This window comes from Ottowia sp. (assembly GCF_016703145.1).
Taxonomy (GTDB): Bacteria; Pseudomonadota; Gammaproteobacteria; order Burkholderiales; family Burkholderiaceae_C; genus Ottowia.
The window spans coordinates 462,766-481,096 of the sequence record NZ_JADJCO010000003.1 but is presented as its reverse complement, the minus strand read 5'-3'; the positions used below and the strand labels follow the sequence as shown (position 1 = coordinate 481,096).

18 protein-coding genes are annotated in these 18,331 nt (G+C 73.3%); 9 read left to right on the top strand and 9 right to left on the bottom strand.

The annotated features are described in order from the left end of the window. Window position 1 precedes the first annotated feature (1 nt). On the top strand, window positions 2-595 hold the full coding sequence (locus IPG65_RS05915; protein WP_293188327.1) for a rhomboid family intramembrane serine protease: 594 nt from the start codon (window positions 2-4) through the stop codon (window positions 593-595). Between the two features lie 34 nt (window positions 596-629). Here IPG65_RS05915 and IPG65_RS05910 read toward each other — a convergent pair whose 3' ends face one another. The 5 genes from IPG65_RS05910 to IPG65_RS05890 all read right to left on the bottom strand — a co-directional run bounded on the left by IPG65_RS05910 (window position 630) and on the right by IPG65_RS05890 (window position 4,613). Then, window positions 630-1,337, bottom strand: a complete 708-nt coding sequence (locus IPG65_RS05910) for an enoyl-CoA hydratase-related protein (protein WP_293188326.1) — start codon at window positions 1,335-1,337, stop codon at window positions 630-632. Between the two features lie 74 nt (window positions 1,338-1,411). Beyond that, entirely contained in the window at window positions 1,412-2,008 is a 597-nt protein-coding gene (locus IPG65_RS05905) for an MOSC domain-containing protein (RefSeq protein ID WP_293188325.1), read from the bottom strand. Continuing rightward, window positions 2,005-3,387, bottom strand: coding sequence for an aminopeptidase P N-terminal domain-containing protein (locus tag IPG65_RS05900; protein WP_293188324.1), 1,383 nt, complete (start codon window positions 3,385-3,387; stop codon window positions 2,005-2,007). The genes IPG65_RS05905 and IPG65_RS05900 overlap by 4 nt, the downstream gene beginning before the upstream one ends. Before the next feature lie 42 nt (window positions 3,388-3,429). After that, a complete protein-coding gene (locus IPG65_RS05895; protein WP_293188323.1) occupies window positions 3,430-4,227 on the bottom strand; it encodes a nucleotidyltransferase family protein in 798 nt (265 codons plus the stop codon). Then, window positions 4,224-4,613 carry an S-adenosylmethionine decarboxylase family protein gene (locus tag IPG65_RS05890; protein ID WP_293188322.1) on the bottom strand — a complete coding sequence of 130 codons (390 nt, stop codon included), beginning with the start codon at window positions 4,611-4,613 and terminating at the stop codon, window positions 4,224-4,226. The genes IPG65_RS05895 and IPG65_RS05890 overlap by 4 nt, the downstream gene beginning before the upstream one ends. Before the next feature lie 92 nt (window positions 4,614-4,705). Between IPG65_RS05890 and tkt the strand changes: the two genes are divergently transcribed. After that, window positions 4,706-6,742, top strand: coding sequence for a transketolase (gene tkt, locus IPG65_RS05885; protein ID WP_293188321.1), 2,037 nt, complete (start codon window positions 4,706-4,708; stop codon window positions 6,740-6,742). An 83-nt stretch (window positions 6,743-6,825) separates the two neighbouring features. Next, window positions 6,826-7,827, top strand: a complete 1,002-nt coding sequence (gene gap, locus IPG65_RS05880) for a type I glyceraldehyde-3-phosphate dehydrogenase (protein ID WP_293188320.1) — start codon at window positions 6,826-6,828, stop codon at window positions 7,825-7,827. A 69-nt stretch (window positions 7,828-7,896) separates the two neighbouring features. Here gap and IPG65_RS05875 read toward each other — a convergent pair whose 3' ends face one another. After that, entirely contained in the window at window positions 7,897-8,205 is a 309-nt protein-coding gene (locus tag IPG65_RS05875) for an antibiotic biosynthesis monooxygenase (protein ID WP_293188319.1), read from the bottom strand. A gap of 94 nt (window positions 8,206-8,299) precedes the next feature. Then, a complete protein-coding gene (locus IPG65_RS05870) occupies window positions 8,300-9,043 on the bottom strand; it encodes a TetR/AcrR family transcriptional regulator (protein WP_293188318.1) in 744 nt (247 codons plus the stop codon). A gap of 63 nt (window positions 9,044-9,106) precedes the next feature. Here IPG65_RS05870 and IPG65_RS05865 point away from each other — a divergent pair, with 63 nt between their 5' ends. From IPG65_RS05865 to IPG65_RS05850, 4 genes are all read left to right on the top strand, one after another. Next, window positions 9,107-10,060 (top strand): VOC family protein, encoded by a 954-nt coding sequence (locus tag IPG65_RS05865; protein WP_293188317.1) that lies wholly within the window; start codon window positions 9,107-9,109, stop codon window positions 10,058-10,060. A 106-nt stretch (window positions 10,061-10,166) separates the two neighbouring features. Continuing rightward, window positions 10,167-11,744: a S8 family peptidase gene (locus IPG65_RS05860; RefSeq protein WP_293188316.1), complete on the top strand. Its 1,578-nt coding sequence runs from the start codon at window positions 10,167-10,169 to the stop codon at window positions 11,742-11,744. A 97-nt stretch (window positions 11,745-11,841) separates the two neighbouring features. After that, a complete protein-coding gene (locus tag IPG65_RS05855) occupies window positions 11,842-12,288 on the top strand; it encodes a DUF3717 domain-containing protein (protein ID WP_293188315.1) in 447 nt (148 codons plus the stop codon). 30 nt (window positions 12,289-12,318) lie between these two features. Next, window positions 12,319-12,654 (top strand): phage holin family protein, encoded by a 336-nt coding sequence (locus tag IPG65_RS05850; protein ID WP_293188314.1) that lies wholly within the window; start codon window positions 12,319-12,321, stop codon window positions 12,652-12,654. A gap of 106 nt (window positions 12,655-12,760) precedes the next feature. On the opposite strand, the gene IPG65_RS05845 is transcribed toward IPG65_RS05850, so the two are convergent. Further along, on the bottom strand, window positions 12,761-14,197 hold the full coding sequence (locus IPG65_RS05845; protein WP_293189961.1) for a M48 family metalloprotease: 1,437 nt from the start codon (window positions 14,195-14,197) through the stop codon (window positions 12,761-12,763). A gap of 327 nt (window positions 14,198-14,524) precedes the next feature. Between IPG65_RS05845 and moaC the strand changes: the two genes are divergently transcribed. Then, window positions 14,525-15,013, top strand: coding sequence for a cyclic pyranopterin monophosphate synthase MoaC (moaC, locus tag IPG65_RS05840; protein WP_293188313.1), 489 nt, complete (start codon window positions 14,525-14,527; stop codon window positions 15,011-15,013). Window positions 15,014-15,021: 8 nt separating this feature from the next. Beyond that, window positions 15,022-16,548: a phage tail sheath C-terminal domain-containing protein gene (locus IPG65_RS05835; RefSeq protein WP_293188312.1), complete on the top strand. Its 1,527-nt coding sequence runs from the start codon at window positions 15,022-15,024 to the stop codon at window positions 16,546-16,548. A 7-nt stretch (window positions 16,549-16,555) separates the two neighbouring features. Here IPG65_RS05835 and IPG65_RS05830 read toward each other — a convergent pair whose 3' ends face one another. Next, entirely contained in the window at window positions 16,556-18,172 is a 1,617-nt protein-coding gene (locus IPG65_RS05830) for an O-antigen ligase family protein (RefSeq protein ID WP_293188311.1), read from the bottom strand. Window positions 18,173-18,331: the final 159 nt, after the last annotated feature.

Here is an 18,331-nt window from a genome sequence, read left to right as displayed (position 1 = left end):
CATGCGCCGCGCCTGCTGGCCCGCCACCTGCCTGCTGCTGGGCGCGGCCGGGCTGCTCGCCATCCTCACCGCCACCAGCGGCCCGGCGCTGGCGCGCTGGATCTGGCGCGCCGACCAGTGGCCCGCCGCGCCATGGACGCTGTGGACCGCGCCGCTGGTGCACTTCGTCCTGCCGCACGCGCTGGGCAACGCGCTGGCGCTGGGCGCGCTGGCCGTGCTGGGCCGCGCCCTGGGCGCCCCGCCGCGCGACGCGCTGGCGCTGCTGCTGGCCTGGCCGCTGGGCACGCTGGGGCTGCAGCACTGGCCGCAGGTGGCCGGCTACTGGGGCCTGTCGGGCACGGTGCACGCGGCGGCCGGCGTGCTGGCCGTGCGCGCCCTGGCCGCGCCGGCCACGCGCTGGCTGGGCCTGCTGCTCAGCGGCGGGCTGGCGGTCAAGCTGGCGCTGGAGCGCGGCTGGGCGGTGCCGGTGGCCTTCGACAGCAGCTGGGGCTTCAACGTGGTGAGCGCCGCCCACCTGAGCGGCGCGCTGGCCGGCGCCTGCCTGGCGCTGCTGCTGGACGGGGCCGCGCGGCTGTGGATGGGGCGCCGGCGCTGAGATTGCTTCCAATTCAATAGCTGTCCGCGCACTATCAGCGCATCTGCCAGTGGATGTCCGCCTCGCGCGCCAGGACACCCTGCAGATCGCCCACCGCCTCGCGGTGCAGCGCGGCCTTCAGGCGGCCCATCAGCGCCGGGTCGGCGCCGGCCAGGCGGCGCGCCACGCGCCGCGCCTCGGCGTGCAGCGCGGCCTCGTCCTCCAGCACGGCCCACACCAGGCCCCACTGTTCGGCCTGCGCGGCGCCGAATGCCTCGCCCAGCATGAGGATGCCCTTGGCCCGCCCCAGCCCGGCCTGGCGCGGCAGCAGCGCCGCCACGCCGCCGGTGCCGAACAGGCCGAGGTGGGTTTCCGGCAGCATGAAGCGGGCGCCGCGCGCGGCCAGCACCAGGTCGCAGTTGAGCAGCAGCTCCAGCCCCGCCCCGACGGCCCAGCCGTGCACCGCGGCGACCACGGGCTTGGGGCAGTCCATCAGGGCCTCGGCCAGCGCCTGCAGCAGGGCCACGAACTCGGGGCCGGCCGGGTCGTCCCGGTCCTTGCCGGCGCAGAAGGCGCGGCCTTCGCCGCTGAGCAGCAGCGCGCGCACGGCGTCGTCGCGGCGCGCCTCCCGCACCGCCTCCAGCAGAGCCTGCGTGGACGCCAGGGTGAGGGCGTTCAGGCGCGTCGGCCGAGCCAGTTGGATGTCGCAGACGGCCTGGTTGACCTGGACGCGGATCATGGTGACGCTGACGAATGGAAGCAAGAGGTTGCTTCTGTTTTAATAGCTTTCAGCGCAGCATCGGAGCGGACTGTGGGCGGATTTGGCACAAATATCCTTCAGTTGCGGTGCTTGGCCCACTTGGCATGCACCGCTTCCACCAGCGACAGCCCGCGCTGGCCGGGCGTGAGGTGCAAGGGCATGCCGGCCTGCAGCTCGCCCGGCGTGTCCACCGCCAGGTAGAAGCCGCAGCGCGCCTCGCGCACCATCACGCGAGCGGCCTCGGCGAAGCCCATCACGGCGCAGAACTTGCCGCAGGGCTCGCGCGGCGCGGTCACGCGCAGCACGCAGTCCGAGCCGTCGAAGCGCAGTGTGTCGCCGATCCACACATCCCGTTCCAGCAGGCCGGTGATCGAGAGGTTCTCGCCCATGAAGCCGGGCGGCAGCGCCTCGTCGAACAGGCTGACGCCGCGCGCGCGGCGCTGCTCGCGCCAGAACGGCAGGTGTTCCCGCGGGTAGGCGTACACCGCCTTCTGCAGGCCGCCGTGCACGCTGAGGTCGGCCTGCTCGTCGCCCGCCAGCCCCAGCGCGCGCACGGCGGCCGGGCCGGCCACCGGCGTCTTGCGGATGCCGCTCAGCAGCGTGCGGCCGCCGGCCACGCGCAGGGGCCGCGCGGCCCCTGCGTTGACGGAGACGATGCGCGGAATGGCGCTCACCCCCGCATCAGCGCCTCGATGGCGTCGGGATCGACGGGCACGCCGCGCGAGATCAGCTCGCAGCCGCCGGCGGTCACCACGGCGTCGTCCTCGATGCGGATGCCCAGGTTCCAGAACGGGCGGGGCACGCTCTCGGCGGGGCGCACGTACAGGCCGGGTTCGAGGGTCAGCACCATGCCTTCGCGCAGGATGCGGGCGGGACGGTCCTTGATGAGCTCGCCCGACAGCGGGTCGCGCCGCTCGCTCACCTGGCCCACCTCGGACGGCTCGACGTAGCTGCCGCAGTCGTGCACGTCCATGCCCAGCCAGTGGCTGGTGCGGTGCATGTAGAACGGGAAGTAGGCGCGCTGCGCGATCACGTCCTGCGCGCTGCCCACTTTGGCCGCGTCCAGCAGGCCCAGGTCGAGCAGGCCCTGGGCCAGCACGCGCACCGTGGCCTCGTGCGGGTCGGTGAAGCGCGCGCCGGGCCGGGTCGCCTCCGCCGCCGCCTGCTGGCTGGCCAGCACCAGCTCGTACAGCGCGCGCTGCGGGCCGGTGAAGCGGCCGTTGGCGGGGAAGGTGCGGGTGATGTCGCTGGCGTAGCCCTGCAGCTCGCAGCCGGCGTCGATCAGCACCAGCTCGCCGTCCCGGATGCGCGCGGCATCGGCGCGGTAGTGCAGCACGCAGGCGTTGGCGCCGGCGGCGACGATGCTGCCGTAGGCCGGGAACTCCGAGCCGTGCTGGCGGAATTCGTGCAGCAGCTCGGCGTCCAGGTGGTATTCGCGCACGTCCTGGCCGGCGCGCAGCATGCGGGCGCTGGTCTGCATGGCGCGCACGTGGGCGCGGGCGCTGATGGCGGCGGCGCGGCGCATGAGGTCCAGCTCGTGCGCGTCCTTGACCAGGCGCATCTCGTCCAGCACGGCGCACAGGTCGCGCTGGCCCTCGGGCGCCAGCGCGCCGAAGCGCGCGCGGGCGCGCACCTGGCCCAGCCAGCCGTCCACGCGCGTCTCTAGCCCGGGGTGGGTGGCGAAGGGGTACCAGACGGTGGCGGTGTTCTCCAGCAGCTTGGGCAGGCGCGCGTCCAGTTCATGAACCGGATACGCCTCGTCCACGCCCAGCGCGGCTGGCGCGGCCTCGGGGCCCAGGCGGATGCCGTCCCAGATCTCGCGCTCCATGTCCTTGGGCTGGCAGAACAGCGTGCTGCGGCCGTCGGCGCCCAGCACCAGCCAGGCCTCGGGCTCGATGAAGCCGGTCAGGTAGTGGAAGTAGCTGTCCGGGCGGAAGGGAAAGTCGCTGTCGCGGTTGCGCACCTGAACCCGCGCCGTGGGCACGATGGCGACGGCGCCCTCGCCCAGTTGCGCGGCGGCGCGGGCGCGGCGCTCACGGTAGGGAGTGTTCATGCGCGCGAGCTTACCCGCAAGGGCGGCGGCGCGCCGGGCGGCTCAGCCGGCGTTGAGCTGCGCCAGCCGCTCCGGCGTGCCGACGTCGGTCCAGGGGCCGGTGTACAGCTCCGCGCTGACCTGGCCCGAGGCGATGGCGCTCCGCAGCAGCGGCGCCAGCGGCGCGGCGGTGCCCTGCGGGTTGCCGCGGATGATGCCGCACCACGGCGGCGCGAACAGCGCGCGCCGGTACAGCGCGACGGTGCTGAACGTGAAGCGCCGGCCGCCCCCCGGCGCGCCGGGGGGCGCCGGTGCAGGGGCGGGTGCCTCGTTCAGCGCCAAGCCGTCGGCGGACAGGCCGAAGTCGCCCTGGGGGTTGTGCGGCGGGTTGGGCACCAGCCACAGGTGCGCCAGGCGCCCGCTGGCGGCGAAGCGCTGCACGGCCTCCTGGCTGAACACGAAGCCGGGCGCGAAGATGTCGCCGCCGACGACCCAGAACACGTCGTCGGTCCCCGGCGCCAGCAGCGGCAGCGCGCGCACGATGCCGCCGGCGGTCTCCAGCGCGTAGCCGAAGTCGCGCCCCTCGGGCGAGAAGCGGATCGCCGGATACTCCTTTTTTGATAGCTTATAGCGCAATGGGGGAGCGGGCTGACGGCCGAAATAGTCCTCGATCTGCTCGCCCAGCCAGGCGGTGTTGACGACGATGTCGCCGAAGCCCCCGCGCCGCAGCGCATCGACCCACCACCGCAGCAGCGGCCGGCCGCGCACGGCCAGCAGCGGCTTGGGGCAGGTGTCGGTGAGTGGGCGCATGCGCTCGCCCCGGCCGGCGGCCAGGATCAGCGCGGCGGCGGCGCGCGTCATGGCGCCGCCTCGGCCACGGCGCCGCGCCGCAGCGCGTGGCGCTCGGTGCGCGCGGGCGCCAGCAGGGCCAGCAGCGCGTCCAGCAGGTGGCGGGCCGCCGCCGAATGGTCGCCGCCGACGTTGCAGACGTACACGTCCAGCGTGGCGCCGCGCCGCTCGGGCCAGGTGTGCACGCACAGGTGGCTCTCGGCCAGCAGCACGGTGGCGGTGACGCCGCCCGGGCCGTCCGGCGTGGCGTCGAAGGCGTGCGCGAACTGCGCCACCGGCCGCAGCCCGGCGGCGCGCACGGCCTGCACGCAGGCGGCCAGCAGCGCGCCGGCGTCGGTCAGCCAGCGCGCGTCGCAGCGGCAGCCGGCCAGGTCGGCGGTGAGGTGCAGGCCTTGCATGGGCCGCACTGTAGTACGGATCGCGCCCGCGCGGCGCCCGGTAAAATCGTGGGCTTTCCCCGACCCCAGCCCCCTTTCCGGAGCCGCCCCCGATGGCCGATTCTCAACAGATGGCGAACGCGATCCGCGCGCTGGCCATGGACGCCGTGCAACAAGCCAAGTCGGGCCACCCCGGCGCCCCGATGGGCATGGCCGACATGGCCGTGGCCCTGTGGGGCCGCCACCTGCGGCACAACCCGGCGCACCCGCAATGGGCCAACCGCGACCGCTTCGTGCTGTCCAACGGCCACGGCTCGATGCTGATCTACGCGTTGCTGCACCTGACGGGCTACGACCTGCCGATGCAGGAGCTGAAGGACTTCCGCCAGCTGCACAGCAAGACCGCCGGCCACCCCGAATGGGGCCTGACGCCGGGCGTGGAAACCACCACTGGCCCGCTGGGCCAGGGCATCGCCAACGCGGTGGGCATGGCCCTCGGCGAGAAGTTGCTGGCGGCCGAGTTCAACCGCCCCGGGCACGAGGTCGTCGATCACCACACCTACGCCTTCCTGGGCGACGGCTGCCTGATGGAGGGCATCAGCCACGAAGCCTGCGCGCTGGCCGGCGCCTGGAAGCTGAACAAGCTGATCGCCCTGTACGACGACAACGGCATCAGCATCGACGGGCAGGTGGCGCCCTGGTACGTGGACGACGTGGCGCTGCGCTTCGCCGCCTACCAATGGGCCGTGATCGGCCCCATCGACGGCCACGACGTGGACGCCGTGGACCGCGCCATCGCCAGCGCCCGGCAGAGCGCCACGCAGCCCACGCTGATCATCTGCAAGACGCACATCGGCAAGGGCTCGCCCAACCGGCAGGGCACGGCCAAGGCGCACGGCGAGCCGCTGGGCGCCGAGGAAATCGCCCTCACGCGTGAAAAGCTCGACTGGCCGCACCCGCCGTTCGAGATCCCGGCCGGGGTCTACGCCGACTGGGACGCCAAGGCCGCCGGCGGCCAGGCCGAAGGCCAGTGGGACGCCGCCTTCGCCGCCTATGCCGCCGCGCACCCCGAGCTGGCGGCCGAGTTCACGCGCCGCATGGCCGGCGAGCTGCCCCGGTCCTTCGCCCAGGTGGCGGTGGACGCCGCCGTCGCCGCCCACGACAAGGCCGAGACCGTGGCCAGCCGCAAGGCCAGCCAGATCACGCTGGAGACCTTCACCGCCGCCCTGCCCGAGCTGCTGGGCGGCAGCGCCGACCTGACCGGCTCCAACCTGACCAACACCTCCAGCACGCCCGCGCTGCGCGTCGACCAAGCGGGCGGCGTGGTGCGCGACGACCAGGGCCGCATCGGCCGCCACATCAACTACGGCGTGCGCGAGTTCGGCATGGCCGCCATCATGAACGGCGTGGCGCTGCACGGCGGCCACATTCCCTACGGCGGTACCTTCCTGACCTTCAGCGACTACAGCCGCAACGCCATCCGCATGGCGGCGCTGATGAGGCAGCGCGTCATCCACGTCTTCACGCACGACTCCATCGGCCTGGGCGAGGACGGCCCCACGCACCAGTCCATCGAGCACGCGGCCAGCCTGCGCCTGATCCCCGGCCTGGACGTGTGGCGCCCCGCCGACACCGCCGAGACCGCCATCGCCTGGGCCTGCGCGCTGCAAAGCCGGGACCGCCCCACGGCCCTGCTGCTGTCGCGCCAGAACCTGCCCTATCTGCCCAAGCGCGACCTGGGCGACATCTCGCGCGGCGCCTACGTGCTGAGCGAACCGGCCGACGCCGGCCTGAAGCGCAAGGCCCAGGCCGTGATCATCGCCACCGGCTCCGAGGTGCACCTGGCGCTGGCCGCGCAGCTGCTGCTGGCCGCGCGGAAGATCGCCGTGCGCGTGGTCTCCATGCCCAGCACCAGCGCCTTCGACCGCCAGGACGCGAAGTACAAGAAAGCCGTGCTGCCGGCCGGCCTGCCGCGCATCGCGGTCGAGATGGGCGTGACCGATTACTGGTGGAAGTACGGCTGCGCCGCCGTGGTCGGCATCGACCGCTACGGCGAATCGGCCCCCGCGCCCGCGCTGTTCGACTTCTTCGGCTTCACGCCCAGCAACGTGGCCGACACCGTGCGCGCCGCGCTGCGCCGCCGCGCCTGACGGATTTTTGAATGATTTTGGCCTTAAGCCCGCATGGGCATTGCGCCAGCAGCTATCAATAAACTAGCAAAAAGGAAATGGCAATGACCATCAAGATCGGCATCAACGGCTTCGGCCGCATCGGGCGCATGGTGTTCCGCGCGGCGGTGGCCAACTACCCCGACATCGAGGTCGTCGGCATCAACGACCTGCTGGAGCCCGACTACCTGGCCTACATGCTCAAGTACGACAGCGTGCACGGCCAGTTCAAGGGCGACATCCAGGTGGAAGGCAACACCCTTGTCGTCAACGGCAAGAAGATCCGCCTGACCGCCGAGCGCGACCCCGCCAGCCTGAAGTGGGGCGAGGCCGGCGCCGAGGTGGTGATCGAATCCACCGGCCTGTTCCTGACCAAGGACACGGCGCGGAAGCACATCGACGCCGGCGCGAAGAAGGTCATCATGTCGGCGCCGTCGAAGGACGACACGCCCATGTTCGTGCACGGCGTCAACTGCGGCAAGTACGCCGGCGAGCCCATCATCAGCAACGCGAGCTGCACCACCAACTGCCTGGCGCCGCTGGCCAAGGTGCTGCACGACAAGTGGGGCATCAAGCGCGGCCTGATGACCACCGTGCACGCCGCCACCGCCACGCAGAAAACCGTGGACGGCCCGAGCAACAAGGACTGGCGCGGCGGCCGCGGCATCCTGGAGAACATCATCCCCAGCAGCACCGGCGCCGCCAAGGCCGTCGGCGAAGTCCTGCCCGCCACCAAGGGCAAGCTCACCGGCATGTCCTTCCGCGTGCCCACGTCCGACGTGTCGGTGGTGGACCTGACCGTGGAGCTGTCCAGGGAAGCCAGCTACGCCGAGATCTGCGCCGAGATGAAGGCGCAGAGCGAAGGCAAGCTCAAGGGCATCCTGGGCTACACCGACGAGAAGGTGGTGGCCACCGACTTCCGCGGCGACGCGCGCAGCAGCATCTTCGACGCCGAGGCCGGCATCGCGCTGGACGGCACCTTCGTCAAGCTGGTGAGCTGGTACGACAACGAATGGGGCTACTCCAACCGCTGCCTGGACATGGTGCGGGTGGTGTCGTCGAAATAAGCCGGCGCGTCCGTGCCTCGCAACAAGAACGCGCCCTCGGGCGCGTTTTTTTCTGGATGAACGGAACGCTCACACCGGCTCGAGGATGTGGATCATCTTGCGCTCGACCCACTCCTTGGTCTTCGCGCCATAGGCCGCCATGTGCGGCGCCGCGGCGTGGGCCTGCAGGTCGGCCAGCGACGCCCACTTCTCGATCACCAGGAAGGTGTCCTCGCCGACGCTGCCCTTGGACGGTGGCAGCCCCCGCGCGTCGATGGCGGCGCCGTATTCGATGCAGCCCTTCTCGGCCAGCACGGCGGCGCGGTTGGCGGCAAAGGCTTCGAGCACCTGGGCGCGCAGCCCGGGCTTGGCGGTGATGACCGCGACGACTTGGATCATGGGGAGGTTCTCCTGAACGGGGGGTGGACGCGGCAGCGCCGCGGGCGGCCTCGAATCTAGCAAATGCGCCGGCGGCGGGCGTCCGGGCCGCGGTTCAGGCCGTGGGCACGAAGGCGGCCACCGCGCCCGACCCCACGGGCGGGTGCCGGGGCGGCGCCCCCAGCGGCGGAAAGTCCGGCAGCGGCCGGCACGCCACCTCCGCGGCGCGCTCGCCCGGCATGCCCAGGCCGCGCAGCAGCACGGTGGCGGTGGCGACATCATGGTGCGCGGCCGCCTGCCCCCCCGCCATGGTCTGCATCACCTGGGAACCCAGGCCGAGGATCAGGTCCATGGCCGCGCCCTCGCTGGCCACGTGGAAGGACTGCTGCGCCATGCCCAGCCGCAGATCCGCCAGCGCGAATCGCGCGATGTGGTGCATCACGTCGGGGACCGAGGCCGAAACCTCCAGCAGCAGCAACGACCAGCGCGGACTCTCGCGCGCCAGCCAGGCGTGGCGGCGGTGGCCGATCACGGTGCGCTGCGCGCCGTCCGCCACGCCGTCCAGGCTCTGGAGGATGCGGTCGTTGAGCGCCTGCGCCATCCACATGGCCAGCGCCGCCACGATGGCGTCCTTGGTGTCGAAGTGGTTGTAGACGGTGCCGGGCGTCATCCCGGCCACCAGGGCGATTTCCTGGATGGTGGCCGCCGCCACGCCGCGCGCGCCGAACACCCGCACCGCCGCCAGCAGCAACTGCCGGCGCGTGCGCTCGCGCTTGCCCAGGCCGGGCGGCTGCCAGGCCAGCGCCTCGGCCAGGGGAGCCGGCAGGTCGGCGATGGACAGTCCTTGAAAATTTGACATACCATTCAATTTTCAACACAATACTTAAAAATGCTCATTCCATACATTTTAAAGGAGCCTGCCATGCCCGCTTCCCCTCTCGCCCTCGGCTACCTGGTGTTCGAGGTGTCCCGCCTGCCGGCCTGGCAGCGCTTCTGCGGCGACGTGCTTGGCCTGCCCGCGCCGGTCGCCAATGCGGACGACAGCCTGGGCTGGCAGATCGATTCTGCCTGCCAGCGCCTGATCGCCCGGCCGGGCCCGGCGGACGACATCGCCGCCATCGGCTTCGAATGCGCGGACGACGCGGCGCTCGACGCCGTGCTCGCGCACCTGCAGCGCGCCGGCTTCCCCGCCGCGCCGGCCGATGCGGCACTGCGCCAGGCCCGGCGGGTGCGGCGCCTGCATACCTTGCGCGACCCGGAGGGCAACGCGGTGGAGCTGTTCACCGGCCTGGCGCCCGCCGCGCGGTCCTTCGCCTCGGAAGCCTTCCCGCAGGGCTTCTGCACTGGCCAGGGGCTGGGCCTGGGCCACGCGGTGCTGGTCGGCCGCGACCTGGCCCGGCTGGAGGCCTTCTACACCACGCTGCCGGGCTTTGGCGTGACCGAGCGGCTGGCCACCCGCGCCGGCCCGATCGAGGTGCGCGGCACTTTCCTGCACTGCAACCGCCGCCACCATTCGCTGGCGCTGTTCGACCTGCCTTTGTCCAAGCGGATGCACCACTTCATGCTGCAGGCTCCGAACCTGCACGACATCGGCCTGGCCTACGAACGCGCCTGCGCGCGCAAGGTGCCCATCAGCCTGGGCCTGGGCCAGCACCCGGCGCCGGACGGCACCTTCTCCTTCTACGGCGCCACGCCCTCGGGCTTCGACTTCGAGATCGGCGCCGGCGCGCACGAGATCGATCCCGAAGCCTGGCAGGTCCAGCACACCGCGCAGACCAGCGCCTGGGGCCATCGGCCGACCTGGCGGCTGCAATTGAAGATGGCGGCGGGGCTGGTGCGCCGCCGCGTGGGCCTGCGCCGCCGGCAGACCGCCTGACGCGCGGGGCCGGGGCAGCGCGAGCCGTGGCGCGGCCACGCTGCCTCGTTCGGCGCCGCCCTCCGTCAGGGTGTGCTCCCGCGCGCGCTCGTGCTACAACCCATGGATGAGCCGCCGTCACCCCACCCTCCTTTCTTCCCTCGCGCTGTGCGCCGCGCTGCTGGCCGCCGTGCCGGTCCGGGCGGCTGATGCGCCCGTGGCGCGCGGCCTGATCGTGCAGCTCAAGCCCGCCGACGGCGGCGGGCGCGAGTCGGCGCAGGCCGAGCGCGAGCGCCTGGCCACCGTCGCCGCCGATGCCGGCCTGTCCGGCGAAGCGCCGATGCGCGTGGGCGCGCAGGGACACCTGCTGCACTTTCCCCAGCCGCTGTCCGGCGCCGCGCTGGAGGCGGCCGAGCGCCGCGTGCGCCTGAACGCGCAGGTGGCGCACGTGGAGCCGGACGTGCGCCTGAAGCGCCTGGCCGAGCCCAGCGACCCCTTCTACACCGACGGCACGCAGTGGCACCTGCGCACGCCGGCGGCCGGCGGCGTGGCCGCGCTCAACCTGCCGCCGGCCTGGGACCGCGCCACCGGCGCGGCCGGCCAGGTGGTGGCCGTGGTGGACACCGGCGCGCTCTACGGCCACCCCGACCTGGCGGGCAAGCTGCTGCCGGGCTACGACCTGATCAGCGACCTGGACACCGCCAACGACGGCAACGGCCGCGATGCCGACGCCTCCGACCCCGGCGACTGGGTGACCGAGGCCGAGGCCAACAGCGCCCGCTTCCCCAATTGCCCGGCCGACGACAGCTCATGGCATGGCACCTTCATCGCCGGGCAGATCGCCGCCGCCACCAACAACGGCCTGGGCGGCGCCGGCGTGAGCTGGGGCGCCCAGGTGCTGCCGGTGCGCGTGTCGGGCAAGTGCGGCGCCTGGCTGTCCGACGTGGTGGACGGCATCCGTTGGGCGGCCGGCCTGGCCGTGCAGGGCGTGCCGCGCAACGCCCACCCGGCGCGCGTCATCAACGTCAGCTTCGGCGGCAGCACGGGCTGCACGTACGCCTACCAGTCGGCCATCAACGACGCGAGCGCCGCCGGCGCCCTGGTGGTGGTGGCCGCCGGCAACGAGAACGGCCCCCTCACCCGCCCGGCCGACTGCGCCGGCGTGCTGGCCGTGGGCGCGGTGCGGCAGGACGGGCTGAAGACCTACTACTCCAGCTACGGCATCAACGTCGGCATCATGGCGCCCGGTGGCTCCGGAGGCGCCGATACCAGCGGTGCGCGCCTGTATTCCACCGCCAACACCGGCACGCGCGGGCCGGCGCAGCACGTCTACGCTGCCAAGAACGGCACCAGCTTCGCGGCGCCGCTGGCCGCGGGCGTGGCCTCGCTGATGCTGGCCGTCAACCCGGCGCTGACGCCGGCGCGGATCGCCTCGCGCATCCAGTCGGGCGCGCGCGACTTCCCGCCGGCCAACCGCGCCTACCCGACCTGCGTCGCCGGCAACGCCGTGAACAGCGCCTGCAACTGCACCCGCGAGAGCTGTGGCCCCGGCCTGCTGGATGCCGACCGCAGCCTGCAACTCGCCGTCGAAGGCGGCGACGACGACGACGGCGACAGCGGCGGCGGCCCCACGGGCCTGGCCTGGGGCCTGGGCCTGTGGGCGCTGGCGGCCGTGGCCTGGGCGGCGCGCCGGCGACAACGCTGAACACGGCCGGCCCGGCCTTGACCGCCGGTTTGAAGCATTTTCGGCTTTCAGCCAGCGCTGATATTGAGCCGACAGCTATTAATATTGAAGCGATCGCATGGGCGCCATCCACATCACCGACATCGAGGCCGCCATCAACCACTGGCGCGCGCGCCAGCCCGCCGCTGGCGGCGCGGCGCTGGCGCCCCAGGTCGCGGCGCTGGCCGAGGTGTACGCGCTGATGGTCTTCCACCACGAGGATGAGGTGCATGCCGAGCGCATGCCCGTGCCCGCGCGCGAGGCTTGGCTGGCCTGGTACGCGACCACGCCGGACACGCCCTGCATCGCCATCTGCTCCACCAGCCAGGGCGACGCCGTGTGCAAGGGCTGCGGGCGCACCGAGGACGAGGTGCAGCACTGGCCCGCCCTCGGCCCCTGCGCCAAGCGCGCGGTGTGGCGCCGCATCACGCGGGAGGGCACGGCGCTGCGCTTCAACCGCTATGCCGAGCGGGCGCGGCTCTCGGCGCCGTCCACTGCGGGCGACGGCGGCGTCGCAACGTCCTGAGCCGCCGCCGCGCCGCGCTATGCTGGTCGCATGAGACTGATCCTGAAGTGGCTGCTGTCGGCCGCTGCCCTGCTGGCGGTGGCCTACCTGTACGGCGGCGTGGCGGTGGCCGGCTTCGGCGCGGCCATGGTCGCGGCGCTGGTGATCGGCCTGCTGAATCTGGTGGTGCGCCCGGTGCTGGTGGTGCTGACGATCCCCATCACGCTGCTGACGCTGGGGCTGTTCCTGTTCGTCATCAACGCGCTGATGTTCTGGGCCGCCTCGGGGCTGCTGCAGGGCTTTCACGTCAATGGCTTTGGCGCCGCGCTGCTTGGTTCGCTGATTTATTCGGCGCTGGGCGTGCTGATCGACCGGGTCGTCACTTGACCCCCTGAGCCGCTGGCGCGGCTTCTTTCCAGTATCCTGAAAGCTATATTTTACATAGCTGTTGGCACAATATCCGCGCGGGCTGCAAGCACTTTCTGCTTGAAAACTAGCGCCGCTTCAGCTCGTCGAGCTGCTGCTGCCTGAGCGCCGCCTGCGCCGCGCGCAGCCGGGTGTCGACGATGCTGGCCTCGATCAGCTCGGCCGCGCCGCCGGGGTGCTGGCGCGCGTGGTCCTGCGCGGCGCGCCAGCGGTCCACCGCGCCAGCGTGGTCCATGCGGGCCATCGGCACCTCGCCCTCGGCCCGCAGGGCGCGCAGCATGCGGCCTTGCGCCCCTTCGGCCTGCGCCAGCGCCTGCCACGCGCCGGCGTCGCGCGGGTGGTCGCTGACCCAGGGTTGCAGCGCCGAGGCCGCCTCGCCCGCCTGGCCGGCGCGCGTGAGCGCCTGCGCGCGCAGCAGTAGCGCGGCGCGGCCGGCCTGGCCGCGCGGGTCCTGGCTTTCGCCGCGCGCTCCGGCCGGCAGCAGCGCCAGCGCGCGCTGCGGCTGGCCGGCCTGCAGCGCCAGCTCGGCCCGCAGCAGCCGCGCCTGGCGCGCGGCGCCCACGTCGGACGCCACCGTCCGCGCCAACTGCTCGGCCAGCGCCTCGGCGCGGGGCAGGTCGCGCAACTGCGCCTGCGCCAGGGCGGCGGCGTACAGCGCGGCGGCGCGGCGCGGCAGCGGCCCGCTGGCGAAGCCGGGCTGGTCGGGCTCGCCGGCCCAGGCGCGCAGCACGTCCACGCCGGGGCGGCCGAGCACGCGGGCGCGGGCGGCCACCAGCAGCGCCTCCAGATCCTGCCCCGAAGTGGCGCCCCGGGGCAGGCTCTGCTGGCGTTGCTGCATGTCGGCGATGCGCTGCGTGGTCAGCGGGTGGCTGCGCAGGTAGGGCCAGTCGCCGTTGTCGTTGATGCGCGAGGCGCTCTGCAGCCGCTCGAACATGCCGACGAAGCCCTGCGGCGCGAAGCCGGCCTGCGTCATCACGCCGTAGCCGATGCGGTCGGCCTCGCGCTCCATGTCGCGCGAGAAATTGAGCTGCTGCTGGATCACCGCCGCCTGCCCGCCCACGGCCAGCGCGGCGCCGGCCTGCGGGTTCTTGCTGGCGGCCAGGGCGCCCAGCACCATCGCCGCCAGCAGCAGCGGGCTCTGGCGGCTCTGCTGGCCCAGCAGGCGCGCGATGTGGCGCTGGGTGATGTGCGTCATCTCGTGCGCCAGCACCGAGGCCAATTCGTCGCGCGAGCCGATCACGCCCACCAGCCCGAGGTGCACGCCGAAGTAGCCGCCGGGCAGCGCGAAGGCGTTGACGCTGCGGTCGCGCCCCAGCAGCACCTCCCAGGCGAAGCGCTCGTCCAGCTCGGGCGGCAGCTCGCCGCGCGCGCGCGCGGCCACCAGCAGCCGGCGCCACAGGCCGTCCACGTACTCGCCGACGACCGGGTCGTCGATGTAGTCCGGGTCGCGGTACAGCTCGCGGATGATGGCGTCGCCCAGCTTGCGCTCCTCCAGCGCCGTCATCTCGCCCGCGTCGCCGAGCGAGGGCAGGCCGCGAGAAATCGGGCCCCCACGCTCCACGGCGTCGCCTGTTGCGGTGCCCCCTGCGCTGGGCGCCCCCGAGGGGGCTGGCTCGCCTGGGGGCGGCCCGGCGGCGGGCGCCGTCCGCGCGTGGCCGGCGGGCGCCAGCATTGCTATGCTAACGAGAGCTGCCAGCGCTTGTCTTGAAAGCGCTGCGGGGCGATTTGGCTTGTAACTACTGGTCATCGATGCAGGGCGGCGCGCGGCGCGCGCGCGAGCCCGTATGATGCCCGCAGCGCGCGGCGCGTTCCGCCGCATTTGTGACCACGCATGACCTCGCCCGCATCGCCCCTCACCCACTTCGACGCCCAGGGCCAGGCCCACATGGTGGACGTGGGTGGCAAGCCGGCCACGCGCCGCGTCGCCGTGGCCACCGGCCGCATCGAGATGCAGGCGGCCACGCGGGCGCTGATCGAATCCGGCACGGCGAAGAAGGGCGACGTGCTGGGCATCGCCCGCATCGCCGGCATCATGGCGGCCAAGAAGACCAGCGAGCTGATCCCGTTGTGCCACCCGCTGGCGCTGTCGCGCGTGGCGATCGACTTCGGCATCGACGGCGCGGGCGTGGCCTGCACCGCCACGGTGGAGACCACCGGCCCGACCGGCGTCGAGATGGAGGCGCTGACCGCCGTGCAGGTGGCCCTGCTCACCATCTACGACATGTGCAAGGCCGCCGACCGCGGCATGGTGATCACCGGCGTGCGGCTGCTGGAAAAGCACGGCGGCCAGTCGGGCCGCTACGTGGCGCCGGGCGCCTGAGGCTGCCCATGCCGGCCCCGCCGTCGAACCCGGGGGTCTACGTCGAGGAAACCGTGCACGGCCGGCGCGCCGTGGAGGGCGTGCCGACCTCGGTCACCGCCTTCGTCGGCCGCGCGCCGCGCGGGCCCATCGACGGCGACGCGGCCAGCCCCGTGCGCGTGCGCAGCCACGGCGACTACGCGCGCGTCTTCGGCGGCCTGGCCAGCGACAGCCCGATGTCGTTCGCCGTGCGCCACTTCTTCGACAACGGCGGCCACGACGCGCTGATCGTGCGCGTGCACCACGGCGCCGTGGCCGCGCGCACGCCCGCGCCGGCCGAGGGTTGGCAGTTCGAGGCCGCCAGCCCCGGAAGCTGGGGCAACCACCTGCGGCTGCGCGTGGACCACGACGCGGTGGCCGACGACAGCTCGTTCAACCTGCGCGTGCAGGACCAGGCCACGCAAGCGGCCGAGGTGTTCCTCCATCTGTCCATCACGCCCGGCCATCCGCGTTTTGCCGCTGCCGTGCTGGCGCGCGACAGCCAGTTGCTGCGAGTCGCCGCGACGTCCGGCGCGCGGCCCGAGGCCGGCGCGGACGGCGTGCCGCTGGCCGGCGGCGGCGACGGCGCGGCCATCGGCGTCGAACACATTGCCGGCACCGGCCTGCGCGAGGCGCGGCGCGGGCTCTACGCGCTGGAGAAGGCGGACCTGTTCAACCTGCTGGTCCTGCCGCCGTTCTCCGACGACCCGGCCGACGCCGCCGACGTCGATCACGCGACCTGGTGCGCCGCCATTGCCTACGCCACCGAACGCCGCGCCGTGGTGCTGGTGGACCCGCCCTACCACGCCGGCCGCTGGACCGGCACCGCCGGCATCACGCTGGACGGCGTCGCCGCCGTGGCCGGCCTTGGCGTCAACGCGGCGCTGTACTTCCCGCGCATCCACGCCGCCAACCCGCTGCGCGGCAACTGGCCGGAGGCCTTTGCCCCCAGCGGCGCCGTGGCGGGCGTGATCGCGCGCACCGACGGCACGCGCGGCGTCTGGACGGCGCCGGCCGGGCTGGAAGCCACGCTGGCCGGCGTGCCGGCATTGGACGTGAGCCTGACCGATGGCCAGAACGGCGTCGCCAACCCGCTCGGCGTGAACTGCCTGCGCATGTTCCCGGCCGGCGCCGTCGTCTGGGGCGCGCGCACGCTGCAAGGCGCTGACGAGCTGAGCTCGGACTGGAAGTACCTGTCCGTGCGGCGCACCGCGCTGTTCCTGGAGGAGAGCATCGACCGCGCCACGCGCTGGGCGGCCTTCGAGTCCAACGGCGAGGCGCTGTGGGCGGACCTGCGGCGCCAAATCGGCGCCTTCCTGGAAATCCTGTTCCGCCAGGGCGCGTTCCGGGGCCGCACGGCCGAGCAGGCCTATTTCGTGCTGTGCGACCGCGGCACCACCACGCCGGCCGACGTGGACCAGGGCGTGGTGAACGTTCGCGTCGGCTTCGCGCCGCTGAGGCCGGCCGAGTTCGTGCTGGTCCGGGTGCGGCAGCGCGCCGCGAATCCGGCGCCCTGAAGCCGGTTCACGACCCATCCGGCGGCGCGGCGGCCGACGCCGCGCCGCCGGGCCGATCCAGCGCCTGCGCGTTCTTCAGCAGGCGCTCGTTGTCGTCCATCCAGGCGCGGTGCCGGCGCGGGAACGCGGCGTGAAAGCGCGCCAGGTGCGCCAGCGCCAACTCGTCGCGGCCCTGGAAGGCGGCGCTCTCGATCACCTTGATGATCACGCGCGGCTCGGGCGAGAAGTGCAGCGCGCGCAGCGCGGCCGGCAGCATCCAGCCGGCGTTGTCGCGCGTGGCGTGGCGGCTGGTGACCTCGGCGAACAGCACCACGTCGGCGTACAGCCACGAGCGCTGGGCGTGGCCCATCGGGTCGCCCTGGTAGGCGGGGCTGCGCTGTTCGGCCGACAGGTAGATCTGGCTGATGCGGTGGTAGTCCCAGCCCGCGTAGACCACGGCGCACAGCAGGGCCGAGGCGGCGACATGCCGTACCCAAGGCTGGACTTGGCCCCCACGCCGCGCGGCTTCGCCTGTTGCGCTGCCCTCCGAGGGGGCCCGCCCGCCTTGGGGCGGCCCTGCGGCGGGCGCCCCCGCCGCCGCCCCCGCGCGCGTAGCCCACAGCAGCCACGCGCACGCCGCCGCCGCGATTTGGAACGGCCCGTACCACAGCGGATATTCCACCAGGCTGTGCAGCCCGATCACCAGCAGCACGCCCCAGGCGAGCTGGCGCGCCGGCTGCCGCTCGGCCCAGGGCCGGCCGCGCCAGGCCAGCCACGCCGCCAGCGCGCAGGCCGCCAGCGCCACCGGCACGCCCAGCTCCACCGCCAGGTGCAGCGGCAGGTTGTGCGCGTTGTCCAGGATGTGGCAGAAGCGCGCGCCGTCGTACAGCGTGACGTAGTGCGCGTAGTCCAGCTCGCCCCAGCCCCAGCCGGTCCAGGGCTTCAGCGCGATCAGGTGCAGCACGTTGCGCCATAGGATCAGGCGGCTGCCACAGGTGCTTTCGGCCGTGCGCAGGCGCTCCACCATGTCGCGGCCGGCGATGCCCTCGGTCGATTGCGCCAGCAGCGGTAGCGCCAGCGCCGCCAGCGCGTACAGCGCCACCGCGCCGCCCACCGCCCACAGCGCCGCGCGCCCGCGCCCGCGCCCGGCGCCGCGCGCCCACCACAGCGCCAGCGCGCCGCCCGCCACCAGTTCCACCAGGCCCACGCGCGAGGCCGTGGCCGCCAGCGCCGCCACCAGCAGCGCCGCGATCCCCGCCGCCGGCCCGGCGTTCAGGCGCCCCGCCTGCACGCACCAGCGCAGCGACAGCAGGCCGATCGCCAGCAGCGTGGCCAACTGGTTGGGCTGGCGCAGGTTGCCGAAAGCCTGGCCGGGCTGCGCGATGTTGACCCAGGGGTAGAGCGCCGTTTCGAGGTCGAAGTACTGCAGCAGCGCAATGACGCTGCTGGCCAGCGCCGCCGCCAGCCAGCCGTCGGCCGCCCAGCCGGCCGACGGCCGTGCCGGCCACAGCGCCAGCAGCGCCGCCGCCACGGCGGCTGACACCAGATAGGGCTGCGTTGCCGCCACCGGGCCGGACGTGAAGGGCCAGAGCCATGGCAGCGCCAGCAGCAGGACCAGGGCAAGACGGCGTGCGGGGGCGGGCATGCGGCGGATTGTGACAAGGGGCGAGCCGGCCCCGGCGGCGCGGCGGATCAGGCCGCCTCGGCCGGGCGTGCCAGGCGGCGTCGGGCGCGGAGGCGGTGGTGGTGCGGGTGGCGTGCGGTGGCGGATGCATGCGTTGGAACGTGGCCTCGTTCGCTATTG

Coding starts and splice junctions, on each gene's coding strand:
- IPG65_RS05915 (WP_293188327.1), top strand. CDS start 2: ATGCGCCGCGCCTGCTGGCCCGCCACCTGCCTGCTGCTGGGCGCGGCC.
- IPG65_RS05900 (WP_293188324.1), bottom strand. CDS start 3,387: ATGAACACTCCCTACCGTGAGCGCCGCGCCCGCGCCGCCGCGCAACTG.
- IPG65_RS05895 (WP_293188323.1), bottom strand. CDS start 4,227: ATGACGCGCGCCGCCGCCGCGCTGATCCTGGCCGCCGGCCGGGGCGAG.
- IPG65_RS05890 (WP_293188322.1), bottom strand. CDS start 4,613: ATGCAAGGCCTGCACCTCACCGCCGACCTGGCCGGCTGCCGCTGCGAC.
- tkt (WP_293188321.1), top strand. CDS start 4,706: ATGGCCGATTCTCAACAGATGGCGAACGCGATCCGCGCGCTGGCCATG.
- gap (WP_293188320.1), top strand. CDS start 6,826: ATGACCATCAAGATCGGCATCAACGGCTTCGGCCGCATCGGGCGCATG.
- IPG65_RS05875 (WP_293188319.1), bottom strand. CDS start 8,205: ATGATCCAAGTCGTCGCGGTCATCACCGCCAAGCCCGGGCTGCGCGCC.
- IPG65_RS05870 (WP_293188318.1), bottom strand. CDS start 9,043: ATGTCAAATTTTCAAGGACTGTCCATCGCCGACCTGCCGGCTCCCCTG.
- IPG65_RS05865 (WP_293188317.1), top strand. CDS start 9,107: ATGCCCGCTTCCCCTCTCGCCCTCGGCTACCTGGTGTTCGAGGTGTCC.
- IPG65_RS05860 (WP_293188316.1), top strand. CDS start 10,167: ATGAGCCGCCGTCACCCCACCCTCCTTTCTTCCCTCGCGCTGTGCGCC.
- IPG65_RS05855 (WP_293188315.1), top strand. CDS start 11,842: ATGGGCGCCATCCACATCACCGACATCGAGGCCGCCATCAACCACTGG.
- IPG65_RS05850 (WP_293188314.1), top strand. CDS start 12,319: ATGAGACTGATCCTGAAGTGGCTGCTGTCGGCCGCTGCCCTGCTGGCG.
- IPG65_RS05845 (WP_293189961.1), bottom strand. CDS start 14,197: ATGACGGCGCTGGAGGAGCGCAAGCTGGGCGACGCCATCATCCGCGAG.
- moaC (WP_293188313.1), top strand. CDS start 14,525: ATGACCTCGCCCGCATCGCCCCTCACCCACTTCGACGCCCAGGGCCAG.
- IPG65_RS05835 (WP_293188312.1), top strand. CDS start 15,022: ATGCCGGCCCCGCCGTCGAACCCGGGGGTCTACGTCGAGGAAACCGTG.
- IPG65_RS05830 (WP_293188311.1), bottom strand. CDS start 18,172: ATGCCCGCCCCCGCACGCCGTCTTGCCCTGGTCCTGCTGCTGGCGCTG.